Annotated in this window: 20 protein-coding genes; 7 read left to right on the top strand and 13 right to left on the bottom strand. The window is 67.3% G+C overall.

Features of this window, described 5'->3' with window-relative positions:
• Positions 1-7: 7 nt before the first annotated feature.
• The 4 genes from ACWGIC_RS23365 to pdhA all read right to left on the bottom strand — a co-directional run bounded on the left by ACWGIC_RS23365 (position 8) and on the right by pdhA (position 4241).
• Positions 8-574, bottom strand: coding sequence for a TetR/AcrR family transcriptional regulator (locus tag ACWGIC_RS23365; protein WP_452078062.1), 567 nt, complete (start codon positions 572-574; stop codon positions 8-10).
• A 109-nt stretch (positions 575-683) separates the two neighbouring features.
• The gene (locus tag ACWGIC_RS23360) at positions 684-2027 is read right to left on the bottom strand and encodes a dihydrolipoamide acetyltransferase family protein (protein WP_452078061.1); all 1344 of its coding nucleotides are present in this window, start codon (positions 2025-2027) and stop codon (positions 684-686) included.
• A 16-nt stretch (positions 2028-2043) separates the two neighbouring features.
• Positions 2044-3036, bottom strand: coding sequence for an alpha-ketoacid dehydrogenase subunit beta (locus ACWGIC_RS23355; RefSeq protein WP_452078060.1), 993 nt, complete (start codon positions 3034-3036; stop codon positions 2044-2046).
• A complete protein-coding gene (gene pdhA, locus ACWGIC_RS23350) occupies positions 3036-4241 on the bottom strand; it encodes a pyruvate dehydrogenase (acetyl-transferring) E1 component subunit alpha (RefSeq protein ID WP_452078059.1) in 1206 nt (401 codons plus the stop codon). Before pdhA ends, ACWGIC_RS23355 begins: the two co-directional genes overlap by 1 nt.
• 360 nt (positions 4242-4601) lie before the next feature.
• On the opposite strand from pdhA, the gene ACWGIC_RS23345 reads away from it, so the two are divergent.
• Positions 4602-6023 (top strand): M20/M25/M40 family metallo-hydrolase, encoded by a 1422-nt coding sequence (locus tag ACWGIC_RS23345; RefSeq protein WP_452078058.1) that lies wholly within the window; start codon positions 4602-4604, stop codon positions 6021-6023.
• Between the two features lie 123 nt (positions 6024-6146).
• Here ACWGIC_RS23345 and ACWGIC_RS23340 read toward each other — a convergent pair whose 3' ends face one another.
• A complete protein-coding gene (locus tag ACWGIC_RS23340; RefSeq protein WP_452078057.1) occupies positions 6147-7160 on the bottom strand; it encodes an ABC transporter substrate-binding protein in 1014 nt (337 codons plus the stop codon).
• Positions 7161-7222: 62 nt separating this feature from the next.
• Here ACWGIC_RS23340 and ACWGIC_RS23335 point away from each other — a divergent pair, with 62 nt between their 5' ends.
• Together ACWGIC_RS23335 and ACWGIC_RS23330 are read left to right on the top strand one after the other, a co-directional pair.
• The gene (locus ACWGIC_RS23335; protein ID WP_452078056.1) at positions 7223-8239 is read left to right on the top strand and encodes a FecCD family ABC transporter permease; all 1017 of its coding nucleotides are present in this window, start codon (positions 7223-7225) and stop codon (positions 8237-8239) included.
• Entirely contained in the window at positions 8236-9216 is a 981-nt protein-coding gene (locus tag ACWGIC_RS23330; RefSeq protein WP_452078055.1) for a FecCD family ABC transporter permease, read from the top strand. Before ACWGIC_RS23335 ends, ACWGIC_RS23330 begins: the two co-directional genes overlap by 4 nt.
• Here ACWGIC_RS23330 and ACWGIC_RS23325 read toward each other — a convergent pair whose 3' ends face one another.
• The 3 genes from ACWGIC_RS23325 to ACWGIC_RS23315 are packed head-to-tail and all read right to left on the bottom strand — an operon-like array spanning position 9217 to position 12680.
• Positions 9217-10059 (bottom strand): transglutaminase family protein, encoded by an 843-nt coding sequence (locus ACWGIC_RS23325; RefSeq protein ID WP_452078054.1) that lies wholly within the window; start codon positions 10057-10059, stop codon positions 9217-9219. It abuts the gene before it with no gap.
• The gene (locus tag ACWGIC_RS23320; RefSeq protein ID WP_009085091.1) at positions 10056-11003 is read right to left on the bottom strand and encodes an alpha-E domain-containing protein; all 948 of its coding nucleotides are present in this window, start codon (positions 11001-11003) and stop codon (positions 10056-10058) included. Before ACWGIC_RS23320 ends, ACWGIC_RS23325 begins: the two co-directional genes overlap by 4 nt.
• 15 nt (positions 11004-11018) lie before the next feature.
• Positions 11019-12680 (bottom strand): circularly permuted type 2 ATP-grasp protein, encoded by a 1662-nt coding sequence (locus ACWGIC_RS23315; RefSeq protein ID WP_452078053.1) that lies wholly within the window; start codon positions 12678-12680, stop codon positions 11019-11021.
• A 166-nt stretch (positions 12681-12846) separates the two neighbouring features.
• Here ACWGIC_RS23315 and ACWGIC_RS23310 point away from each other — a divergent pair, with 166 nt between their 5' ends.
• Genes ACWGIC_RS23310 through ACWGIC_RS23300 form a run of 3 tightly spaced genes read left to right on the top strand, consistent with a single transcriptional unit; the run spans position 12847 to position 15536 of the window.
• The gene (locus tag ACWGIC_RS23310; RefSeq protein WP_452078052.1) at positions 12847-13764 is read left to right on the top strand and encodes an ABC transporter substrate-binding protein; all 918 of its coding nucleotides are present in this window, start codon (positions 12847-12849) and stop codon (positions 13762-13764) included.
• Positions 13765-13806: 42 nt separating this feature from the next.
• Entirely contained in the window at positions 13807-14766 is a 960-nt protein-coding gene (locus ACWGIC_RS23305; RefSeq protein ID WP_452078051.1) for an amino acid ABC transporter permease, read from the top strand.
• Positions 14763-15536: an amino acid ABC transporter ATP-binding protein gene (locus ACWGIC_RS23300; protein ID WP_452078050.1), complete on the top strand. Its 774-nt coding sequence runs from the start codon at positions 14763-14765 to the stop codon at positions 15534-15536. The genes ACWGIC_RS23305 and ACWGIC_RS23300 overlap by 4 nt, the downstream gene beginning before the upstream one ends.
• 57 nt (positions 15537-15593) lie before the next feature.
• Here ACWGIC_RS23300 and ACWGIC_RS23295 read toward each other — a convergent pair whose 3' ends face one another.
• From ACWGIC_RS23295 to ACWGIC_RS23275, 5 genes are read right to left on the bottom strand one after another with little or no spacing between them, the layout of a single operon-like run.
• The gene (locus tag ACWGIC_RS23295; protein WP_452078049.1) at positions 15594-16193 is read right to left on the bottom strand and encodes a DUF3558 domain-containing protein; all 600 of its coding nucleotides are present in this window, start codon (positions 16191-16193) and stop codon (positions 15594-15596) included.
• A gap of 25 nt (positions 16194-16218) precedes the next feature.
• The gene (locus tag ACWGIC_RS23290) at positions 16219-16968 is read right to left on the bottom strand and encodes an ESX secretion-associated protein EspG (RefSeq protein ID WP_452078048.1); all 750 of its coding nucleotides are present in this window, start codon (positions 16966-16968) and stop codon (positions 16219-16221) included.
• A 27-nt stretch (positions 16969-16995) separates the two neighbouring features.
• On the bottom strand, positions 16996-18234 hold the full coding sequence (locus ACWGIC_RS23285; RefSeq protein WP_452078047.1) for a hypothetical protein: 1239 nt from the start codon (positions 18232-18234) through the stop codon (positions 16996-16998).
• A gap of 1 nt (position 18235) precedes the next feature.
• A complete protein-coding gene (locus ACWGIC_RS23280; protein ID WP_452078046.1) occupies positions 18236-18844 on the bottom strand; it encodes a DUF3558 domain-containing protein in 609 nt (202 codons plus the stop codon).
• Positions 18845-19369, bottom strand: a complete 525-nt coding sequence (locus ACWGIC_RS23275; RefSeq protein WP_452078045.1) for a hypothetical protein — start codon at positions 19367-19369, stop codon at positions 18845-18847.
• Between the two features lie 267 nt (positions 19370-19636).
• On the opposite strand from ACWGIC_RS23275, the gene ACWGIC_RS23270 reads away from it, so the two are divergent.
• Positions 19637-21940, top strand: a complete 2304-nt coding sequence (locus ACWGIC_RS23270) for an oxidoreductase (protein WP_452078044.1) — start codon at positions 19637-19639, stop codon at positions 21938-21940.
• Positions 21941-22033: the final 93 nt, after the last annotated feature.

Raw genomic sequence — 22033 nt, 5'->3', positions numbered from 1 at the left:
CCGGGGATCACGCCAGCACCGAACCGTGCAGGAAGACGTCGATGACCTCGTCGGTGGTGGGAGAACCCGGCATCGGGCGGGATTGCGTGAACAGCAGCGCCAGGAACAGCGAAGCGGCCTTGTCCACCGGCAGCCGCAGCCGGGCAGCGTCCGGAACGAACAACTCGCGCACCGCGCGCTGCACCGCCTCCAGCGACTCGCGCCGGCTGTCCCCGGTCACCGACTTGCGGTTGCGCACCTCCTCCGGGCGCGGCCGTCCCTTCATGGTCGCCGCCATCACCGCGCCCATCCGCTGCAGATGCGCGTTCATCGCTTCGGCGGCCTCCGCCAGCCGCTTCTCCAGCGGCAGCTCAGCCGGGATCTCCCCGATCATCTCCAACGCCTCCGCCGGATCGAGCGCGGCTTCCACGCACGCGTCGAACAGTTCGTCCTTGTCCTGGAAAACCCGGAAGATGGTGCCCTCGCCGATCCCGGCGGCCCGGGCGATCTGCGCGGTCGTGACCCCGCGGCCGTGCTCGACGACCAGCGGAAGCACGGCGCGGACGATCATCCGCCGCCGGTCGTCCGGTGCCATCCCCGGCGCTCTTTTTCTCGTCTCCATACTGTTCAAGGTACGGAGTGAGTGCTCACTCCGTCAACTCGATAAACGAAAGGCCGTGCCCGCGCGGACACGGCCTTGTCGCTTAGTACGTGATCGCGACCGCCGGATCGGCGAGCAGCGCGCCGACGTCGGCGAGGAACTCCGACCCCTGCTGCCCGTCGACCACCCGGTGGTCGAAGCTCAGCGACAGCTGTATCACCTTGCGCACCTTGATCTCGCCGTCCACCACCCACGGGGTGTCGCGGATGGCCCCGACCGCCAGGATCGCCGACTCGCCCGGGTTGATGATGGGAGTGCCGGTGTCGACGCCGAAAACGCCGACGTTGGTGATCGTGAACGTGCCGCCCAGCATCGCCGCCGGAGTGGTCTTGCCCTCGCGCGCGACGTCGGTCAGCTCGGTGAGCGCGACCGCGAGTTCCTTGAGCGACAAGGAATCCGCGTCCCGGATCTTCGGCACCACGAGCCCGCGCGGAGTCGCCGCCGCGATGCCGAGGTGCACGTAGTCCTTGTAGACGATCTCCTGCGCGGCCTCGTCCCACACCGCGTTGACGTCCGGCGTGCGCTTCGCCGCGAGGCACACGGCCTTCGCCGCGAACGCGAGCGGAGTGAGCTTGACGCCGCTGAATTCGCGCGACTTCTTGAGCTTTTCGCGCAGTTCCATCATCGGCGTGACGTCGATGGTGAGGAACTCCGTGACGTGCGGAGCGGTGTACGCGCTCTGCACCATCGCGGCCGCGGTCGCCTTGCGGACGCCCTTGATCGGCACGCGCCGCTCGCGGGTGGCCGGGTCGTAGCCAGTCTCCACAGTGGACACAGTGGACACCGTGGGAGCGGCGGAACCGTTGGCGGCGCGGTGCACGTCGTCGCGGGTGATCACGCCGCCGTCGGCGCTGCCGGTGAGCGAGTGCAGGTCGACGCCGAGGTCCTTGGCCAGCTTGCGAACCGGCGGTTTGGCCAGCGGGACGTAACCGCCGCGCGGAGTCTCGGCCACCGGCGCGGGTGCGGCCGCGACGGGAGCGGGAGCCGGTGCGGCAGCGGGAGCCGGTGCGGAGCCTTTACGCGCCCGCCGGGTAGTTCCGGCCGCCTTGGAGCCGTAGCCGACCAGCGGCTTCATCTCCTCCTCGGCAGGCTCGGCTGAAGAGGGAGCGGAAGCAGCGGGCGCGGGCGAGGCTTTCTCGTCCGGATCCACGTCCATGGTCAGGATCGGCGTCCCGACCTCCACCGTCTGCCCCGGTTCCACGTGCAGTTCGGTGACCACCCCGGCCCACGGGATCGGCAGTTCGACCGCGGCCTTCGCGGTTTCGACCTCGACCACGATCTGGTTGACCGTGACCGTGTCGCCCGGCTTGACGCGCCAGGCCAGGATGTCAGCTTCGGTGAGCCCCTCCGCCGTGTCCGACAAGGGGAACTGTTTGTACTCAGGCATTTCGGAAGGAACCCCCTTACCAGGCGAGCGAACGGTCGACAGCGTGCAGGACCCGGTCGAGGTCGGGGAGGTAGTGCTCCTCGAGCTTCGCAGGCGGGTACGGCGTGTCGAATCCGGTCACGCGCAGGACAGGGGACTCCAGGGAGTAGAAGCATTCCTGCTGGACCCGGGCCGCGATCTCCGAGGTCAGCGAGGATTCCGACGGCGCTTCGCTGACCGCGATGAGCCGTCCGGTCTTGCGCACCGACTCGAACACCGGCCCGAGGTCGAGCGGCGAGAGCGTGCGCAGGTCGATGACCTCCAGCGATTTGCCCTCGGACTCGGCGGCCGTGGCGGCTTCGAGCGCCACCTTCACAGACGGGCCGTACGCGACCACCGTGGCGTCCGTGCCCGGGCGCACCACCTGCGACGAGAACACCCGCGACGGTGCCGTCGAGGTGTCGACCTCCATCTTCAACGCGCCCGAGTGGTACAGCTTCTTGGGCTCGAAGAAGAGGATCGGGTCGTCCGAGCGGATCGCCTCCTGGATGCCCCAGTAGGCGTCCACGGCGTTCGAAATCGACACCACCTTCAGGCCTGCGATGTGCGAGAACAGCGATTCCGGCGACTCCGAGTGGTGCTCCACCGCGCCGATCCCGCCGCCGAACGGCACCCGGATCACGACGGGCATCTTGACCTTGCCCTGCGTGCGGTAGTGCAGTTTCGCCAGCTGCGAGGAGATCTGGTCGAAGCCGGGGAAGATGAACCCCTCGAACTGGATCTCGCACACCGGCCGGAATCCGCGCACGGCGAGGCCGACCGCGGTGCCGATGATGCCCGATTCGGCCAGCGGCGTGTCCAGCACGCGCTGCTCGCCGAAGTCCTTCTGCAGTCCGTCGGTGATCCGGAAGACGCCGCCGAGCTTGCCGACGTCCTCCCCCATGATCAGGACCTTCGGGTCCTCCTCCATCGCACGACGGAGACCGAGGTTCAGCGCCTTGCCGATCGTGAGCTTCTGCAAGTCAGTCATCAGTGCTCACCTGCCGCGGCGAAACCGTCGAGATAGGACAGATACTCCTCGCGCTGCGCTTCCAGCACCGGCGAAGGTTCGGCGTACACCTGGGAAAACACCCGGTCCGGCGGCGGCTCCGGCATGTTGAAGGTGTACTCGCGCAGTTCGGCGGCGAACTGGTCGGCCTCGGCCTGGACGCTGTCGAAGAACGCCTGGTCGGCGTGCCCGCCCCGGGCCAGGAACGCGCGCACGCGCTCGATCGGGTCCTTGAGCTTCCACTCCTCCAGCTCGTCCGAGAGCCGGTAGCGGGTGGGGTCGTCGGTGGTGGTGTGCGCGTCCATCCGGTAGGTGAACGCCTCGATCAGCACCGGGCCGTTGCCGTGCCGGCATTCCTCCAGCGCCCACCGGGTGACGGCGAGGCAGGCGAGGACGTCGTTGCCGTCCACGCGGATCCCGGGGAAGCCGTAGCCGCGGGCGCGCTGGTAGAGCGGCAGCCGCGACTGGCGTTCGGTCGGCTCGGAAATCGCCCACTGGTTGTTCTGGCAGAAGAAGACCAGCGGCGCGTCGTACACCGCGGCCCACACGAAACCTTCGTGGACGTCGCCCTGCGAAGTCGCGCCGTCACCGAAGTAGCAGATGGTGGCCTCGCCACCCTCGTCTCCGACTTTGCCTTCGAACTTCTGGCCCATCGCGTAACCAGCCGCGTTGAGCACCTGGTTGCCGATGACGATGGTGTACGGGTGGAACCGGTGCGCCTGGTAGTCCCAGCCACTGTGGTCGGTGCACCGGAAAATCCCGATCAGGTCGCGCATGTCGATGCCGCGGGTGTAGGCGACGCCGTGTTCGCGGTAGCTCGGGAAAGCCATGTCCCGCGGCTGAAGCGCGCGACCGGACCCGACCTGCGCGGCTTCCTGTCCGAGCAGCGGCACCCAGATGCCCAGCTGTCCCTGGCGTTGCATCGCGTTGGCTTCGCGGTCCGCGCGGCGCACCAGCACCATGTCGCGGTAGAGGTTCTTCAGCGCTTCGTCGTCGACGTCCGCCACGTAGCGGTCGAACCGCTCGGACGGGACTCGCTGGCCCTCAGGGGTGAGCAGCTGAGTGAGCTCAGCGCCACCTTCGCTTGTCGCTCGCAAACCGGCGATCACCTGTTCAGGGGAAGGCTGAGCCGCTACGGCGGCCGGCCCGTCTCCAGGTTCCGGGTGCGTCCACTGTTCGGACGGCATGAGCTGTTCTCCTCGGTGTCGGCGCCGCGAGCGGCCGCTTGTGGCGGCCACAGCGACTGCACCGGCGGGGACCGGCTCCTCGGGTCCGAGGCTCCCGGCCACCGTCGGCGTTGACGGTTCGTGGGCACATCCTGGCACGAGAATTGCTCCGATGGAGAGCGGCAGTTGCTGATTTGTTGCTGAGAAAACCTCGCTGAACAGCGGAAACGTTTGGAAGCCCGAGTATGGGAGAGGCGATGGTCGGGTGGCCATCCCGCGTCCCACCTGCCCTCGTGAGCGCCTGTCGCGGTTCTCGCCGCGATCAGCACTCACGACGTTCGGTCGCACCGGTGACGTCGGTCACCGTGGCAAGATGGCGCTGTGGAACAAAAATCCGTACGCGAATCTGTGGTCTCGACGTGGATCAACGACGTCACGCCGAGCCTGTCCGGTCTGGTCGCGATCCCCGCGCTGTCCCCGGCGTTCGACGCGGACTGGGCGTCGACCGGGCATCTCGCCGCCGCCGTCCAGCACGTCAAGAGCTACCTCGAAGGGCGCGACCTGCCGGGCGCGCGGATCGAGGTGATCGAGCTGGAAGGCCGTTCCCCGCTGCTGTTCGTCGACGTGCCGGCCACCCCGGGCGCGACCGACAAAGGCACTGTCCTGATGTACGGCCACCTCGACAAGCAGCCCCCGGTCGGCGGCTGGTCCGAGGGCCTCGACCCGTGGACGCCGGTGATCCGCGACGGTCGCTTGTACGGCCGCGGTTCGGTGGACGACGGCTACTCCGGGTACGCGGCCAGTGCCGCGGTGGAAGCGGTGCACGCGGCCGGCGGCGAGCACGCGCGAATCGCGCTGCTGCTGGAAACCGGCGAGGAATCCGGCAGCCCGGACCTGCCCGCCTACCTTGAGCACCTGAGCGCGCGGCTCGGCGAAGTCAGCCTCGTCGTGTGCCTCGACGCGGGCGGCATGGACTACGAGCGGCTGTGGCTCACCACCAGCCTGCGCGGCATGGTGCACCTGACGGTCAACGTCCAGCTGCTCGCCACCGCGCAGCACTCCGGCTTGGCCAGCGGCGTCGTCGCCAGCTCGTTCCGCGTGCTGCGGCAGCTGCTGGAGCGGATCGAGGACGCGGAAACCGGCGAGATCAAGCTGTCCGAGCTGAACGTCGAGGTGCCGGCCAGCCGCCGCGCCGAGATCGAGGCGGTCGCGGAAGTGGCTCCGGAAGCGCTGCGCACTGCGTTCCCGTTGGTGAGCGGCGGAAAGACGGTGTCCGAGGACGCGCTTGAGCTGCTGTTGAACAACTACTGGCGGCCGACGCTGTCGATCATCGGCGGCGAAGGACTTCCGAAGCCCGCCGAAGCAGGCAACGTGCTGCGCCAGAGCACCACGCTCACGCTCAGCTTCCGCCTGCCTCCCACGGCGGTCGCGGAGGACGCGCTGGCGGCGATCAAGCGGGCGCTGACCACGGATGTCCCGTACGGCGCGAAGGTCACCATCGCCGAAGACCAGCAGGCGGAGAACGGCTGGAACGCGCCGGAGGAAGCCGCGTGGCTGACCGACGCGCTGCGCCGGGTCGACGACGAGGTGTTCGGCCGCCCGCACCGCGCCGCGGGCATGGGCGGGTCGATCCCGTTCATGGGCCTGCTCGGCGAGAAGTACCCGCGGGCGCAGTTCCTGGTCACCGGCGCGTGCGGGGCGGATTCGAACATCCACGTGCCCGATGAGTGGCTGAACCTGGACTACGCCCAGCAGGTCACCGAAGCGGTGGCGCACCTGCTGGACGCGCACGCCCGCAGCTGACCCGGCGAACGCCCCAATGTGGCATTGGGTGCATCTCACGCACCCAATGCCACTTTGGGTGCGTCGCATGCACCCAATGCCACATTGGGTGCGTCGCATGCACCCAATGCCACATTGGGGTGCTTAGGCGAGTTTGGCCAGTGCGTCGGCGATCCGGGTCTGCTCCGGGGCGAACCGCTGGTACGAGAACGGCGTCTCGTTGTTCCACGGGATCAGCTTGCCCGCCTTAACCGCGGGCAGCTGCTGCCAGGTCGGGACGCCGCCGAGCCCGTCCGGGCCGAGCGACAGCGAGCCGCCGCGCGAGTCGTACATGATCACGTCGGCCGAGTATTTGCCGACGTTCTCCCAGCTCACCTGCTCGTAGTAGCCGCCCTGGCTTTCGTCGGGCTTCTCCGGCAGGACGAACTGCATCCCCTTCTCCTGGTAATGCTTCGAGGTCGCGAACTTCGCCGGGTTGGCCACGTACGTCGTGTCCTTCTGTGCCGACAGCAGCAGCACCTTGAGCCCGGCGGTCTTCTTGACCGCCTCGGCGAACTTGGCGTCCGCTGCCTCGTACTTCTCTTTCGCCTGCTGGATTTCCGGCGTCGCGACGTCCGCGCCGAGCGCCTTCGCCAGCGCCTCGAACTTCGCGATCCCCTGCGGCATCGCGATGTCCTGCAGTCCGATGCCGACACTCGGCGCGGCCTTGTCCACCTTGTCCGCCAAGGTGTCCGGCACGTACCACATCTGCTGCTTCAGGTAGATCACGCTGACCAGCAGCTGCGGGTTCAGCGAGACGTACTTGTCGAAGTTGAACTCGTTCCAGACGTTGCCCAGCGACGTCACCGTCTTCAGGTCGACGCCGCCTGCCTGCGGGTCGGTCTTGCCGTCCGGCAGCCGCGACGGGCCGAAGATACCCACCGATTTCACGCCGAAGTCCCACAGCGCGGCGGCGGCGGTCACCTGTGCGACGATCCGTTGTGGACGCTCGCCGCTGAGCTTGCGGCCGCGGTCGTCGGTGAAGGACCACGTCGCGCCGCCGCCCGCCGCCGGCTGGTCGTCTTTGTACCCGCAGGCGCTCAGCAGGCCGAGGGTGCCCGCGGCGGCGGTGCCTGCGAGGAATCCGCGGCGGGACAGCCGCGCCGGTGAGATGGTCATCGGAACTCCGGAGGATCGGGTGAGGTACCGCCTGAGGTTAGCCTTGCCTTAGGGTGAACGCCATGGTCCTGCTTGGGGAGCGCGTCACATCCCGGCGCTGGGGCGTCCGCGCGACAGTCCTGGTCGCGGCGCTCGTCGCACTCGTCGCGGTGGTGGTGCTGTCCATCGCCTTCGGCTCCAACCGGTTGCCACTCGGCAGCGTCTGGCACGCGTTGTTCTCCTACAGCGGCACGTTCGAGGACGTCGTGATCCGCGACGACCGGCTGCCGCGGACGGTGCTCGGGCTGGCCGTCGGCGTCGGACTCGGGCTGGCCGGCGCGCTGCTGCAGGCGATCACCCGCAACCCGGTCGCCGACCCTGGCCTGCTCGGCATCAACCACGGCGCGGCGGTCGCGATCGTCCTTGGCGGTGCGGTGTTCTCGGTGTCCTCGCCGCAGCAACTGGTTTGGTTCGCCTTCTTCGGCGCGCTGGCCGGAACGGTCCTGGTCACGGTGATCGGCGGTTCGGTGAGCCCGCTGCGGCTGGTGCTCGCGGGCGTCGCGGTGCAGGCCGTGTTCGTCGGGATCAACCAGGGCATGCAGATGATCAACACGCACAGCCTTGACCAGATGCGGTACTGGCTCGTCGGCTCGCTGGTGAACCGGAACCTCGACAGCCTCGCTGGGCTGCTGCCGTTCTTCCTGGCCGCCCTGGTGATCGCGGGAGTGCTCGCGCGGCCACTGAACGCAGTCGCGCTCGGCGACGACAGCGCGCGCGGCCTCGGCGCGAACCCCGCGCTGACCCGGGCGGTCGGCATGGTCGCGGTCGGCTTGCTCTCCGCGACGGCGACCGCGGCGTGCGGCCCGATCGCCTTTATCGGGCTGATGATCCCGCACGTCGTGCGTGCGTTGGTCGGCCAGGACGAACGGTGGGTGCTGCCGTTGTCCGCGCTGCTCGGGCCGGTATTACTGCTCAGCTGCGACGTGCTCGGGCGGCTGCTCGGCGGCAACGGCGAAATCCAGGTGGGCGTGATGACGGACGTGATCGGCGGCATCGCCTTCGTGGTCGTGGCGCGGCGGCTGAAGGCGGTGCGGCGATGAGGACGTGGGTGGTCGTCGGACTGCTGGCCCTGGTGGCAGCGGTGCTTCTGGTGCTCGCCGTGGGCACTGGGGATTACGAGATGTCTCCGGCCGAAGTGCTGCAGACGCTCGCCGGTTCCGGCACGAAGGCGCAGTACCTGGTCGTCACCGGCCGCCTGCCGCGAGCGTTGGTGGCGATCCTCGTCGGCGTCGCGCTCGCGCTGGCGGGCACGGTTTTCCAGACGGTGACCCGGAACCCGCTCGGCAGTCCGGACATCATCGGCTTCACCACCGGCTCGGCTACTGGCGGGATCATGATGATCCTGCTGTTCGGCGCGGGCCCCGGGCTGGTCTCCGTCGGCGCGATCGCGGGCGGCCTGCTCACTGCCCTGATCGTCACCGCATTGTGTGCCCCGCACGGTCTGCTCAGCTCACGGCTGGTGTTGCTGGGCATCGCGGTGAGCGCCGTGCTGGCCGGGGTGAACGGTTACCTGCTGGTGCAAGCGAAACTCGAAGCCGCCGCGCAGGCCGTCGGCTGGCTGACCGGTGACCTCGCGGGCCGCGACTGGAACTACTTCGTCCCGCTGTGCCTGGCCGTCGTGGTGCTTTCGCCGTTCCTCTTCGTGCACCACCGTGCGCTGCGGATGCTGGAAATGGGCGATGACGCGGCCGTCGCGGTCGGCGTCGCGGTGCCGCGAGTGCGTGCGGTGGTGCTGCTGGCGGCGGTCGCACTGGCCGCTTCCGCGACCGCCGCGGCCGGGCCGATCCCGTTCGTCGCCCTCGCCGCACCCCAGCTCGCTCGCCGCCTGACCCGCCGGCCGGGACCGAACCTGGTGGCTTCCGCGGCGATGGGCGCGGTGCTGGTGCTGGCGGCGGACTTCGTGGGGCAGCGCGTGCTGGACGCTTCGCTGCTGCCGGTGGGCGTGGTCGCGGCCGCGCTGGGCGGCGGGTACCTGCTGTGGCTGCTGGCGGTTTCCCGCCGCCGCCAGGTCGCGTGACTAAGCCAGCCGGGTCAATTCCACCGAAACATCCAAAGTGGACTGACTGGCCCCGGTGAAGATCCCCTTCAGCGGGGCCACATCCGCGTAATCCCGCCCGGTCGCAACCCACACGTGCCGCGGTCCCACCGGGATCGCGTTCGTCGGGTCGTGCGCCCACCAGCCGCCGGTCCACACGTCGACCCAGGCGTGGCTCTCGCCCTCCACCTTCTCGCCGAGCTTCGCCTCCGGTTTCGTGTGCAGGTACCCCGAGCAGTACCGCGCCGGGATGCCGATCGCCCGCAACATCACCAGCGAGACGTGCGCGAAGTCCTGGCACACGCCCTCGCGTGCTCGCCACGAATCGGTCGCCGTGCTGTGTACACCAGTGGTTCCGGGCTGGTATTTCAACTGCTCGTTCACCCAGCCGCAGATCGCGAGCACCGCGTCCGCCGGGTCGAGGCCCTTGCGCAGCGCTCGGGCCTGTTTGGACAGTTCCTGATCGTTCGGCGTGTACGGCGTCGGGGTCAAAAACTCCGTGCGCTGATCGCGGACGGTCTCGCTCTGCAGGTCCTTCCACGTCGCCGAGCGCACCGGTTCCGCTTCGTCCGCGGTCTCCACCACGGACGTCGCGAGCACGGTGAACTCGGTGTGCGGCGCGTGCAAGTCGAATGACGTGACGTCGGTGCCCCAGTAATCGGTGTAGCGATAGGCCCTCGTGGCCGGGGACGTTTCGATGCGAGTGGCCAAAGTGGTCTGCCGCCGGTCCGAGCGCGGGGTGAGCCGGGCTTCGTTGTACGACTGGGTGGCCGGGGTCGCGTACCGGTAGCCGGTTCGGTGTGTCACCCGCAATTGCCAGCTCACAGGGACACCTCCGCGCCGCTCCACGCCACCCACGGCGACGTGTGGAAGTACTGGATGGACACGGCTTCCCCGACTTCCTTGATCGCTTCCTGCAGTCCGCGCAGCCGGCGCGGCAGATCGTCCAGCAGCGCCGCGGGGTGGAGGAATTCCAGCTCACTGCGGGCACGTCCGAGCAGCCGTACGGCCTCGGACTTTTCGTTGCCCCGCGCGTTGATCCCGGGATCCAGCTGCCGCAAGCAATCTTCCGCTTGGCGCAAAGCGTGGAAGACCGAACGCGGGAACAGTGTGTCCCTTAGCAGGAATTGCACCACGCGTGCGGCATCAAGCGCGCCACGGTTGGTGCGCAGGTAAGTGTCCTGCGCGCCCGCTGAGCGAAGCACGGTCATCCATCCCGGAGACGACGCCCGGTCGGAAACTCGCGAAAGCAGCAGCCGTACCACCATGTCCGCGCGTTCGACCGATCGGCCGAGTACCAGGAAAAGCCAGCCGTCGTCGCGGCTCATCGTGGAATCGGCGAGCCCGGCGAACATCGCCGCCCGTTCCTCCACAAAGGACAGAAAGGCGTGCGGTCCGGCGCGGCGGGCGTAACGCTGCCGGTCCGGCACCGCGTTCCAGGTCGCGTTCAGGCATTCCCACAGCTCAGTCGAGACGACCTCGCGCGCACCGCGGGTGTTCTCGCGGGCGGAGTTGATCGAACCGACGATGGACGACGGATTGTCCTTCGCGTAGGCGACCAGTTCGGTCAGCTTCCACACGTCGAGCGCGTCGCCCGCGTCGAACGGGATGCCGAGCACGGCGAGCAGTTGACGGCTGACGTGGTCCGGGTCGACGCTCGCGTCTTCCAGCAGCTGATGCACCGAGACGTTCAGGATGCGGGAGGTGTCGTCGGCGCGTTCGACGTAACGGCCGATCCAGTACAGCGACTCCGCGTTGCGGGCCAGCATCATGGTTTCCCTCCCTCAGCTCTGTTGTTGCTGTTGTTGCTGCTGCGAAGTGGACAGTTCCGGGCCCTGTTCGGCGGCGACACCGTCCACAACGGACACATCGCCGAGTGCTGGCCGGTCCAGTTCCTGTTCGGACGTCGAGGACCGCGAAGCGAGCACCCAGGTGTCCTTCGATCCGCCGCCCTGCGAGGAGTTCACCACCAGGCTGCCCTCGGGCAGCGCGACCCGGGTGAGCCCGCCGGGCAGCACGAAAATGTCCTTGCCGTCGTTCACCGCGAACGGCCGCAGGTCCACGTGGCGCGGCGCGAGCCGGTCGTCCACCTTGGACGGAACGGTGGACAGCTGCACCACCGGCTGCGCGATCCAGCCGCGCCGGTTCGCGCGCACCTTGCGGCGCACCGCGTCCAGCTCCTTTTTGGACGCCTCCGGTCCGAAAACGATGCCGTATCCGCCGGAACCCTCGACCGGTTTGATCACCAAGTCGTCGGCGTGCTGCATGACGTGGTCGAACTCGTCGGGCAGCCAGCAGCGGAAGGTGTCCACATTGGGCAGGATGGGTTTCTCGTTCAGGTAGTAGCGCACCATTTCCGGCACGTAGGTGTAGACGAGCTTGTCGTCGCCGACGCCGTTGCCGACCGCGTTCGCCACCACCACGTTGCCCGCGCGGGCGGCGTTGAGGATGCCCGCGACGCCGAGCACCGAATCCGGCCGGTGGTGCACCGGGTCGAGGAATCCGTCGTCGATCCGCCGGTAGATGACGTCGACCTGGCGTTCGCCCTCGGTGGTGCGCAGGTAGACCACGTTGTCGCGGCAGAACATGTCGCGGCCTTCGACCAGCTCCACGCCCATCAGCCGGGCCAGCAGCGAATGCTCGAAGTAGGCCGAGTTGTAGACCCCAGGGGTGAGCACGACGACCATCGGGTCCGCGACGTTCGGCGCGGCCGCCGCTCGCAGCGCGCGAAGCAGATGTGACGCGTAGTCACCGACCGGGCGGACCCGATGCCGCGCGAACAGGTCCGGGAACACGCGCGCCATCGTGCGCCGGTTCTCCATCACGTACGACACGCCGGAGGGGTTGCGGAGATTGTCCTCCAGGACACGAAAGGTGCCCTCTTCGTCGCGGACCAGGTCCACACCGGACACGTGGATCCGCACGCCGTTGGGCGGTTTGATCCCGTACGCCTCGCGGTGGAAGTGCTCGCACGAGGTGATCAGCCTGCGCGGCAGCACGCCGTCGCGCAGGATCTGCCGGTCGCCGTAGACGTCGGCGAGGAACGCTTCCAGCGCGCGGACCCGCTGGGTCACGCCGCGTTCGAGGCGGGACCATTCGGTCGCCTGGATGACGCGGGGCACGAGGTCGAGCGGGAACGGCCGCTCCTGGCCGGAGAGCGAGAACGTGATCCCCTGGTCCACCATCGCCCGATCGAGGGCCTGCGAGCGGTTGGTGAGATCGCTGGCGTCGAGCGCGGCGATCGAGCCGTACAGCGCTCGGTAAGGGCCGCGGACCGTGCCGTCGGGCGCGAACATCTCGTCGTACGCGCCAGCGTGCGGCGGCTCCGGGGCGAGGTAGCCGTCGAACTGCGCGCCGGGCCGGGCCGCGCGGCGGCCTTTCACCGTTCGCGCACGTCGTCCGGCTGGCGGCAGCCGGGGACCGGGGTTGCTGTTCATGGGGGACATCCTGACTTACCGTGCGCGGCGGCCGTGACACCCGTCTTCCGGCCTGTCCTGTGCGAAACTTCCCCGTGACGCAGCAGTGCTGTGCATACCCGCTTCCGAGTGGCAATATGCCAGCTCTCAACCCTTGAGAACTACGAGGAGTGACGAAGTGGCCCGAGGACAGCAAATGAAGGCACTCGCCCTTCTCCCAGCCTTCGCGCTCGTCGGCATGACGATGGCGTGCGGCGCGGGCGGCAACGGAGCTGGCGGCACCGACGCGGGTTCCAGCCAGGCTCCCGGCGGGACCGACAGCGCGCCGGCCGCGCAGAAGGACGCGGCGCTGGCCGCGCTCGTGCCCGCGGAGATCAAGGCCGACGGCAAGATCGTGATCGGGCAGGACCAGACCTACCCGCCGAACGAATTCGTCGAGAACGGCAAGGCGACCGGCTTCGACGTCGACATCGCCACCGCGGTCGGCCAAGTGCTGGGCGTGCAGACGGAGTTCCAGAACTCGGCGTTCGACGGCATCATTCCCGGTATTTCGGCGAAGAAGTACGAAATGGGCATCTCGTCGTTCACGGTCAACGCCGAGCGGATGCAGACCGTCGACATGATCTCGTACTACAGCGCGGGCACCTCGCTCGCAGTGCTCAAGGGCAATCCGGACAAACTGTCCGTGGACGACCTGTGCGGCAAGAATGTGGCCGTGCAGAAGGGCACCACGCAGGTCGACGACCTCGGCAAGCGCAACACCGCGTGCACCAAGGCGGGCAAGCAGCCGATCAACATCACCCAGTTCCAGGCGCAGACCGACGTGAACCTGGCGCTGACCGCGAAGCGCGTGCAGGCCGAACTGGCTGACTCGCCGGTCATCGACTACGCGGTGAAGCAGACCGGCGGCCAGCTGGAAGCCGAAGGCCAGCCGTACGACACCGCGCCGTACGGGATCGTGCTGCCGAAGGGCAGCGGTGACTTCGGCAAGGCGGTGCAGGGCGCCGTCCAGAAGCTCATCGACAGCGGGATCTACAAGAAGATTCTCGACAAGTGGGGCTTGTCGGGTTCTGGCGCCATCGCCAAGTCGGAGATCAACCCGTCCGCTTCCTGAAGAACCGTCCGCTTCCTGAAGAAACTGAGGACGTAGTCACTCGTGTCCACTCCCCCCGGCCCCGCCGACTCCTGGCAGGAGGCCGACACCACCCCGATCAAGGCGGTCCCGGTCCGGCATTACGGACGCTGGATCGCCGGCGTGATCATCGTGTTCCTCGCGTTCATCGTGATCCGCAGTGTCGTCACGAATTCCGCGTTGGAGTGGCCGGTTGTCGGCCAGTACCTTTTCGACAACCGGATTCTCAACGGCCTGCGGAACACGTTGCTGCTCACGGTGCTCTCGATGCTCATCGGCATTGTCGGCGGCGTACTGCTCGCGGTGATGCGGCTGTCGCCGAACGTGCTGATGTCGGGAGCGGCGTCGATTTACATCTGGTTGTTCCGCGGCACGCCGTTGATCGCTCAACTGGTGATCTGGAACTTCCTGGCGCTGGCGTATCCGAAGATCGGTCTCGGCATTCCGTTCGGGCCGACCTTCATCAGCTGGGACACGAACACGCTGATCAACCAGTTCGTCGCCTCGTTGCTGGGCCTCGGCCTGAACGAGGCGGCGTACATGGCGGAAATCGTCCGCGGCGGCCTCCAGTCGGTAGACGGTGGCCAGCTGGAAGCGTCGTCCGCACTGGGCATGAGCCGGGGCAAGACCCTGCGCCGGATCATCCTGCCGCAGGCGATGCGGGTGATCATCCCGCCCACCGGCAATGAGACCATCTCGATGTTGAAGACCACGTCGCTGGTGGTCGTGATCGGATACTTCGAGCTGTTCGTGTCGGCGCAGACGATTTATTCGCAGAACTACAAGACAGTTCCGCTGCTGATTGTCGCCGCGACGTGGTATTTGTTCATGACGTCGGTGCTGACGGTCGTGCAGTATTACATTGAGCGGTATTTCGCCCGGGGAACTTCACGGGCGACCGCGCAGAAGAACAGGTGGGGAGCGCGAATGCTGGGCTACCGCTTCGGCCGCGGTGGCAGCGGATCCGGGGGTGCGGTGCAGTGACTCCCGTCGTTTCCGCGCAAAAGGTGTGCAAGAGCTTCGGCTCCCTGGACGTGCTCAAGGGCATCGACCTGGAGGTGCACGACCGAGAGGTGCTCTGCCTGATCGGCCCGTCCGGTTCCGGCAAATCCACCCTGCTGCGCTGCATCAACCACCTGGAGAAAATCGACGCCGGCCGGCTGTATGTCGATGGCGTGCTGGTTGGCTACCGTGAACGCGGCGGCCGGCTGCACGAGCTGCGAGACAAGGAAATCGCCGAGCAGCGCAAGAACATCGGCATGGTTTTCCAGCGGTTCAACCTGTTCCCGCACATGACGGCGCTGGAAAACGTCATGGAGGCCCCGGTGCAGGTGCGTCGGGAGCCGAAGGCGCAGGTCCGGGAGCGCGCGCTGGAACTGCTGGACCGGGTCGGCCTGGCCGACAAGGCGCGCTCCTATCCCGGCCAGCTTTCCGGTGGCCAGCAACAGCGCGTCGCCATCGCGCGGGCGCTGGCCATGCAACCGAAGCTGATGCTCTTCGACGAGCCAACGTCCGCTTTGGACCCAGAACTGGTGGGTGATGTCCTTGGCGTCATGCGCCAGCTGGCCAAGGACGGGATGACGATGGTCGTGGTGACCCACGAAATGCAGTTCGCCCGCGAGGTAGCCGACAAGGTCTTCTTCATGGACGGCGGGGTTGTCGTGGAGTCCGGTTCTCCGGATGAGGTGATCGGGGACCCGAAACATGAACGCACTAAGGCGTTCTTGTCCCGGGTGCTGAACCCGAACGCTTGAGAGCGAAGGCCGCCCGGAGATTCTCCGGGCGGCCTTTTTCTTTGCGGTTGAGCGGACTTATCGACCGTTCATCCGGGAGATCGCCGCGTCGGCGAGTTTGGTCGCTGTGCCGCAAGGATCCGCGTACACGGGGCTTTCTTGCCTGAGCTGGGTCACGACCGTGTAAGTGAGGTTGTCGCGGATCCCGACGGCAAGGGCACATATTCCGGGCGGCGGCTGACCTCGGCCGTAGACAACCGCCGGATAGCCCTGGATGGCCGGCTGGGTTTTGAAGTATGTGATGGCACCGTTCGCGTGTTGAAGGTAAACCCCGTTGAGGCCATGCGTATTTCCGGTCACCAGGCTGCCGCTGAAGTTGCCGCCGCGGCTGAAGACCCAGGCGCAAGTCTTGTCGGTCACGGAGTTTTCCACTTTAGTTCTCGCTACTTTGCCGCCGATCTTCTCTATGGCATCGGTGGCAATGGCGGAACATGGGTCTGTCTCAAAGCGTGCTGTGTCTTTGATCGGCTGCTCCACTTTTGGGGCAGTGTTCGCCGAGGACGTCGGGGCTGCCGCCGATGAGAGCAGCGCCGCGCCGCTGTTGGTGCCACTGCACGCCGCAGCCGACGAAAGGCCGACTGCGGTGATAAGTGCCGCAGCAAAGCTCAGGGACCGCATTTGTCTCCCTTGCAAGACTGTGGGGTCAACGCCCAGAACGCAGCTCGTTCTCCAACTGCTGCAGCTTCTTCGCCATCTCCTGCGGCCCAGCCCCGGCAAGGCTGATCCATCCGGACTTGTCCACCCCGAACAGAATCCGTCCCTCTTCCATATCCGCCCACCCAGGAGGATTCTCGTTGCGCCGCCGCTTCCCGCGGCTGTCCCGGACCGCGACGTACAGCCGCCCGAAGTACGTATGCGGTTTCTCAAGCCACTGCAGTACCTGCTTGGCGTCGCGAAGGCTCGGACTCGTCCGACCGGACGGCTGTCCGCCACTCTTAGCCAGATTCAAGTCCTCATCGGAACAATTGAGCGACAAGACCCGCGCAGCTGGCGCTTCCGGCAGCAACGCGATGAACTCCCGAACCAACGTATCCGCCGAACACGGCGAGATGTACAGCTTCTGGTTCACCGCAACAACAGTCGCCGCGTCCCGGCCGCTTGCCGCCGCGCGCACTGTCCTTTCGCCACGTTCCGATTTGACCCACGAGTAGTACTCGACGCCGGGCCGCTGCAGCAGATGCATCGTCTCGACGAAGTCGTCGACGAGACGTCCGCGTTGCATCAGCCCGACGCCATGCAACTCGCGGTCAGTGTCGGCGGCCAGCTGCCTCCGCTCCTCAGGCGAGTACCAGAGCGCGCCGCGGACCAGCGTCGGGTGGATGTCGCCGAGATTAAGCCGCTCCAGCAGCACCTCGAAGGTCTGCAGACTCAGCTCAACGGGCTTGCGCAGCACCGACTTTCCCTCCCCCTGCCCATTCCGCTAAGCCCCGATGACCGGCGGCGTCGGCCGATTGCCGTCGTAACCCCCGAAAATCGAGTCGGGGTCCTCCTCGGCCAGGAGGATTTTGCGCTGGTGCTCTTCGTCCTCGGGGCCTTTGCCGCCCTTGCCGCCGCCCATGCCGCCCATGCCGGGCTGACCCTTCGCTCCGGCCGCGCCCGCGCCGCCGCCCATGCCCGATCGCGCCGCGCCCTCGCCGAGCGCTCCCGCGCCGGTGCCGGTGCCTGCGCCGACGCCTCGCGGTCCGCCGCTTCCCGGGCTGCCCGCGCCGCCGGAGCCAGCGCCAGACCCGGATCCGCCCGGCCCGAATCCGCCGCCACCGCCGCTCGTCGGTCCGAAGCCGCCGAACCCGCCGACCGGTCCGAACGCACCGTTCATCCCGCCGTTTCCGGTGTTCCCGCCCCCGGGCAGAGTCGAGGGAGGTTGCCCGGTCGGCGGCGGTGTCGGAGGTGTGGGATCAGCCCAAGCCGCCCTGGTGCTGTCGTTCGGCGGCATTGGCGGAGTCACCGGTGTCACTGGCCCACCGTGACCGGGTGGTGGAGGTGCCTGCATGCCAGCCGCGCCAGGAGGAGCGGAGTATGTGCTGGGACCGCCGGTGTAACCGCCGCTGTAGTTGTGCGACGACCCGCCACCGGACGAGTGGTGGCCAACGCCCGAGCCGATTCGCCCGCCAGTGGTCCCTGGCGTCGACTGATCCGGAGTAATGCCGGTCGCCGACACGTTCGGATCGTGCGCGGCCGGATAGTCCGGTGCCAACGTGGTCTTGCGCGGTTGCGTGCTCTGGTAATAGGGCTCGTACAGTTCGACGTTGAACTTGGTGTCCGAATCGAACTGCGCGGCTGCTTTTTCGTCGTCGCTGGCGCCGATTGAGACGTAGTCGGTCAGCTTCTGATCGTCAGGGCGGTCCTTGGCGACCTGCCGGGCGTTCTGTTTGACGTACCTGAACGCGTCGGACTGCTCCTGCATGGAGCGGTGTGCCCGGTCCATGTTCTCCGCGACGATCTGCGAGCTTTGAATCAGCGGGGTCAGGCCAGCGGTGCCGGTGTCGGCGGCCTTGCCCTTCCAGAACGCGTTGAGCTTCGCTTGGCTCTCGGTCAGAGTCCGGACAACGTTCTCGTGGATGGTCTTGAGCCCGCCGGACGCGTCGCGCGCGCTGTCGAGCGTCGAAGTGTCGCCCGGGTCGTGAATCTTTGTGTAGATCTCCCATCCGCTGTAGGTCATGTTATTGACCCTTCAGATGCGTGATAGCGGCGGACGCGATCTTGGTAGCCATTCCGCAAGAATCGCTGTAAACGGGACTGTCGTGGCGGAGCTGGGCAATAACCGTGTAAGTCACGTCGTCTCGGATGCCGACCGCGAGGTTGCAGGAGCCCTCGGCTTCGCCGCCGTTGTCGTAGACCACGGCGGGGTAGCCCATGATCGCGGGCTGAGGTTTGAAGGTGGTGAGGCCGCCCCGGGACTTCTGGATGTAGAGGGCGCTGAGGCCTTGCTTGTTCCCGGTCACCACGCCGGCACTGACGTTCCCGCCGCTGTTGTCGAAGACCCAGACGCACGTATTGCCGAGATTCGAGCGTTCAGTCCGGATTTCCTTGGTCTTGCTCGCGGCGCTTTCGACGGCGGCGGTGCTGACGGCGGAGCACGGGTCGCTCTCGACGCCGGAGGTGTTGTTGATCGGCTGGTCGACTTTCGGAGCCGGGTTCGGCGAGGAAACCGGGGCTGAGCCCGAAGACGACGCCGGCGCGGCGGTGCCGCCGGTCGACCCGCCGCATGCCGTGAGCGACGCGAGAGCGCCTGCGGTGATCAGCGCGGCTACAGAGTTGCGGGGGCGCATTTAGTCAACCTTTCCGGCAGCACGAAGCTGATCTTTGGCGTTCTGGTCATTGTTCTGGTAGGCCGTGCGGACCTGCTTCAAAGTGTCCACGTACGCCGTGATGTACTCCACCGCCCCGGTCAGGAAGCTGTTGTACGCGGTTCCCGACTTGTTCGCCACGTCGGCATAGCCTTGACTGCCGACTTCAGAGCCCGGTGGGACTATCTGCATCAGAAGCCTCGCCTGCTTGCGCGCCCGCTCGTGATCGCCGTCAAGGCTGTCTTCCAGGCTCTTGATGACCTCGTCGATCGCTGCTGGGTCGAACTCCCAGCCGCTGTTCCCGGAGGCGGCGGCGAAGTCGGCTGACGCCTGCTTCTTGCCCAGAGCCGCGTAGTCCGGCGCTGCTTCGATGCCCGTTCCCGGAGGCGGCGGCACCGCCGCGTTGGCCCCCGGTACAAACCCGGATCCGGGCGGAGGAGCGGTCGGGGCCGTCGAGATGATCTGGTTCTGGACGCCCTGCAACCCGCTGTACGTTCCGTCTGGCATGTCGTGCCTCCCCGCACGGGCCGCGGCTTCCTGGGTGCGGCCTACCCTCTGTTCTTGATCAGCTCCGGGAAGTGACTTTAGCAGGCACGCACCCCCCGCGACCGCCGTTCGGGCAAGATCGCCCGGGCAGTGGCTCACCTCAGTAGCCGTCCGCGAGCGCTCGGTGACCGCGGCGAAGGGCGGACGTTCGCTACTCCACCCGGCCCCTTGCTCATCCGCCGTTGATCCGATTCCCTGAGGGCCGACGATCGTGGGGAGAAGGGGCTCGTGCCGACCGATACGACCTTGCCGCCGCTTGATCCGTTTGCCGGGGTTCCCGACAAACGGTACGAGGTGAAGGCCGCGGACCTGCTCAAACCTGGCAACAGCGGCCTCATGCGCTGGCGTCGTCAGGCCACCAACGCGCCGATTGTGCTGGTCGAGGACGCCTACATCACCGGCACGCTCGACCTGCGCGCGGCCGATCTCAACTTTCTCTTCCAATTCGAACGCTGCCGGTTCGAGCATCCGCCGGATGTGCGCGAGGCGACTCTTCTCGGGCTCGTTTTCCGGAAATGCTGGCTTCCCGGGCTGCGGGCGCGCAATTTGCGCAGCCGGAATGACGTCCGACTAATTCGCAGCGTTGTGGAGATCGCAGCCGACGGATTCGAGCTGGAGACCACGACCGTGCAGCGCGGGGACGATCGCGAGCGCGGGATGCCCAACGCCGCGGTCAATCTCACCGACGCGGTGATCGACGGATCTGTGGTGCTCACGCGGACCACGATCAGCCATCCGCACGGGAAAGCCATCCAAGGCGACCGGCTGGTGATTACCGGTGCGCTCCTTGCCTACCGGATGGTCGCCAAGGGCGAGGTGCGGCTGCCGGGCATGCGCACTGGCGGTAACGTCAACTTCTCCGGCGCGACGTTCGACAACCCGGACGGCTTCGCGTTCAACGGGAACGGGCTGCACATCGGCGGCAGCCTGCTATGCGAGGTCGACAACTACGGACCGGCCAGTGAGCGGAAACGGTTCTCCGCCAAGGGAGTTCTCTACTTCCCCAGTGCCACTGTGGACAGTGACATCGTCCTGCGCGAGGCGCGGCTTCAGGTCGACCAGCGCGGGCCGATCGCCGTGGACGCCTGGAAGTCCGGGGATCCGTACCTCGATCCTCGGCCGGCGTTGGTCGCGGATCGGCTGAAGGTCGACGGCAACGTCGAATTGTCCGACGGGCTTCGGGCATTTGGCACACTGAGGATGGTCAACGCGCGCATCGGCGGGTCGCTGCGGCTCGCGGGTGCCGAAATCACCATGGTGCGCGGGCGGGCGACGCCGTATTACGACCGGGCGCTGCACCTCGACGGGTCCACGGTCGGCGGCGACATCGAGGCGACCAACCTCCGGGTGCCGATCGGGCAGCTCCGGCTCGCGGACGTCACGGTCGGCGGCAACTTCCTTGCCTGGAATTCGATGTTCCTGCACCCGGGGCGAGACGTGTTTTCCGCGCGCCGGGCCAAGATTTCCGGAAATTTTCAGCTGACGGACGCCACCTTGCAGGGCACCCTGCGGCTGCAGGGGGCGGAGATCGGCGGCAGCGTGAACATGTTCGGCACGTTGCTTACCGAGCCGGGGCAACGGAACTCGAGCAGTTTCTCCCTCGACATCCGTACCGCGCGGATCGGGCGCGACGTGGTGCTGACTGAGGACAAGGACCGGCCGTTCCTCGCTGAGGGCGGCGTGAACCTCGATGGCGCGCAGATCGCCAGGCGGCTCGACATGCACGGCGCGAAGCTCGGATCTCTTGCCCCGCATGGGATCGCGCTCGACGCCAGTGACGTCACGGCGGACGAGTTCATCCTCTCGCCAGCGGAGCCGCCGACTGGTTCGGTGCGGCTGCGCAGGGCACATTGCGGTGCACTGGCCGACAACGTGGAGATCTGGAACGCCACCGACGGTCTCGAACTTGAGGATTTCCGTTACGACGCCTTGAAACACGGCATCGCCCTCGACGACGACAAAGCGTTGGACCACCGGATCGAGTTGCTGCGCAAGGCAATGCGCGGCTACCGCCCGGGACCGTACGACCAACTCGCCGCGACGCTGCGCGCAGCCGGTAACGAAGAGCACGCGTCGACGGTCGCCTTGAGAAAGCAGCAGTTCCGCTACGAAGCCCTCGCGAAGGGTTTCAAGTTCTTCGGCCCAGGCGTCCGGGTGTGGAGCTGGCTGCAACGGTCCATGGTCGGCTACGGCTTCCGCCCGGTCCGCGCGCTCGGCTGGCTGTTCACGCTGCTGGTGCTCGGAAGCCTGTGGTTCGGCCTCGGTACAGACGACTGCGTCAACGACCACACCGGCCGCTACATGACCAGCGGACCGCGCTGCCTGGTCAACCAGCAGGACTCCGGTCTGCAGTGGAATCCGGTCATCTACACCGCCGACCTGCTCGTGCCGATCGTCGACTTCGGCAACAAGACGCGCTGGTACATGCACGGGGCGGACAACTGGGTGGCGGCCGGGTTCACCGCGTCCGGCTGGATCCTCGCGACGACGGTCGCGGCGGGCGTGAGCCGGATGCTGCGCAGAGAGTCGTGATTTGGCGCCTGTGTCTTTGGCGCCGGCTCCGCCGTCGCGGCGGGATCGCCTTCAAGTCGGCGTCTGGCGGGAACGACGCACCCGGCCCGGGGG

Source organism: Amycolatopsis sp. NPDC054798, assembly GCF_053611505.1.
Note: the sequence above shows the minus strand (reverse complement) of the source record. Positions and strands in the feature narration are given on the sequence as shown.

What these genes read in the sequence shown, in the direction of transcription:
- ACWGIC_RS23365 (WP_452078062.1), bottom strand. Translation starts at nt 574, where the DNA reads ATGGCACCGGACGACCGGCGGCGGATGATCGTCCGCGCCGTGCTTCCG.
- ACWGIC_RS23360 (WP_452078061.1), bottom strand. Translation starts at nt 2,027, where the DNA reads ATGCCTGAGTACAAACAGTTCCCCTTGTCGGACACGGCGGAGGGGCTC.
- ACWGIC_RS23355 (WP_452078060.1), bottom strand. Translation starts at nt 3,036, where the DNA reads ATGACTGACTTGCAGAAGCTCACGATCGGCAAGGCGCTGAACCTCGGT.
- pdhA (WP_452078059.1), bottom strand. Translation starts at nt 4,241, where the DNA reads ATGCCGTCCGAACAGTGGACGCACCCGGAACCTGGAGACGGGCCGGCC.
- ACWGIC_RS23340 (WP_452078057.1), bottom strand. Translation starts at nt 7,160, where the DNA reads ATGACCATCTCACCGGCGCGGCTGTCCCGCCGCGGATTCCTCGCAGGC.
- ACWGIC_RS23335 (WP_452078056.1), top strand. Translation starts at nt 7,223, where the DNA reads ATGGTCCTGCTTGGGGAGCGCGTCACATCCCGGCGCTGGGGCGTCCGC.
- ACWGIC_RS23330 (WP_452078055.1), top strand. Translation starts at nt 8,236, where the DNA reads ATGAGGACGTGGGTGGTCGTCGGACTGCTGGCCCTGGTGGCAGCGGTG.
- ACWGIC_RS23320 (WP_009085091.1), bottom strand. Translation starts at nt 11,003, where the DNA reads ATGCTGGCCCGCAACGCGGAGTCGCTGTACTGGATCGGCCGTTACGTC.
- ACWGIC_RS23315 (WP_452078053.1), bottom strand. Translation starts at nt 12,680, where the DNA reads ATGTCCCCCATGAACAGCAACCCCGGTCCCCGGCTGCCGCCAGCCGGA.
- ACWGIC_RS23310 (WP_452078052.1), top strand. Translation starts at nt 12,847, where the DNA reads ATGAAGGCACTCGCCCTTCTCCCAGCCTTCGCGCTCGTCGGCATGACG.
- ACWGIC_RS23295 (WP_452078049.1), bottom strand. Translation starts at nt 16,193, where the DNA reads ATGCGGTCCCTGAGCTTTGCTGCGGCACTTATCACCGCAGTCGGCCTT.
- ACWGIC_RS23285 (WP_452078047.1), bottom strand. Translation starts at nt 18,234, where the DNA reads ATGACCTACAGCGGATGGGAGATCTACACAAAGATTCACGACCCGGGC.
- ACWGIC_RS23280 (WP_452078046.1), bottom strand. Translation starts at nt 18,844, where the DNA reads ATGCGCCCCCGCAACTCTGTAGCCGCGCTGATCACCGCAGGCGCTCTC.
- ACWGIC_RS23275 (WP_452078045.1), bottom strand. Translation starts at nt 19,369, where the DNA reads ATGCCAGACGGAACGTACAGCGGGTTGCAGGGCGTCCAGAACCAGATC.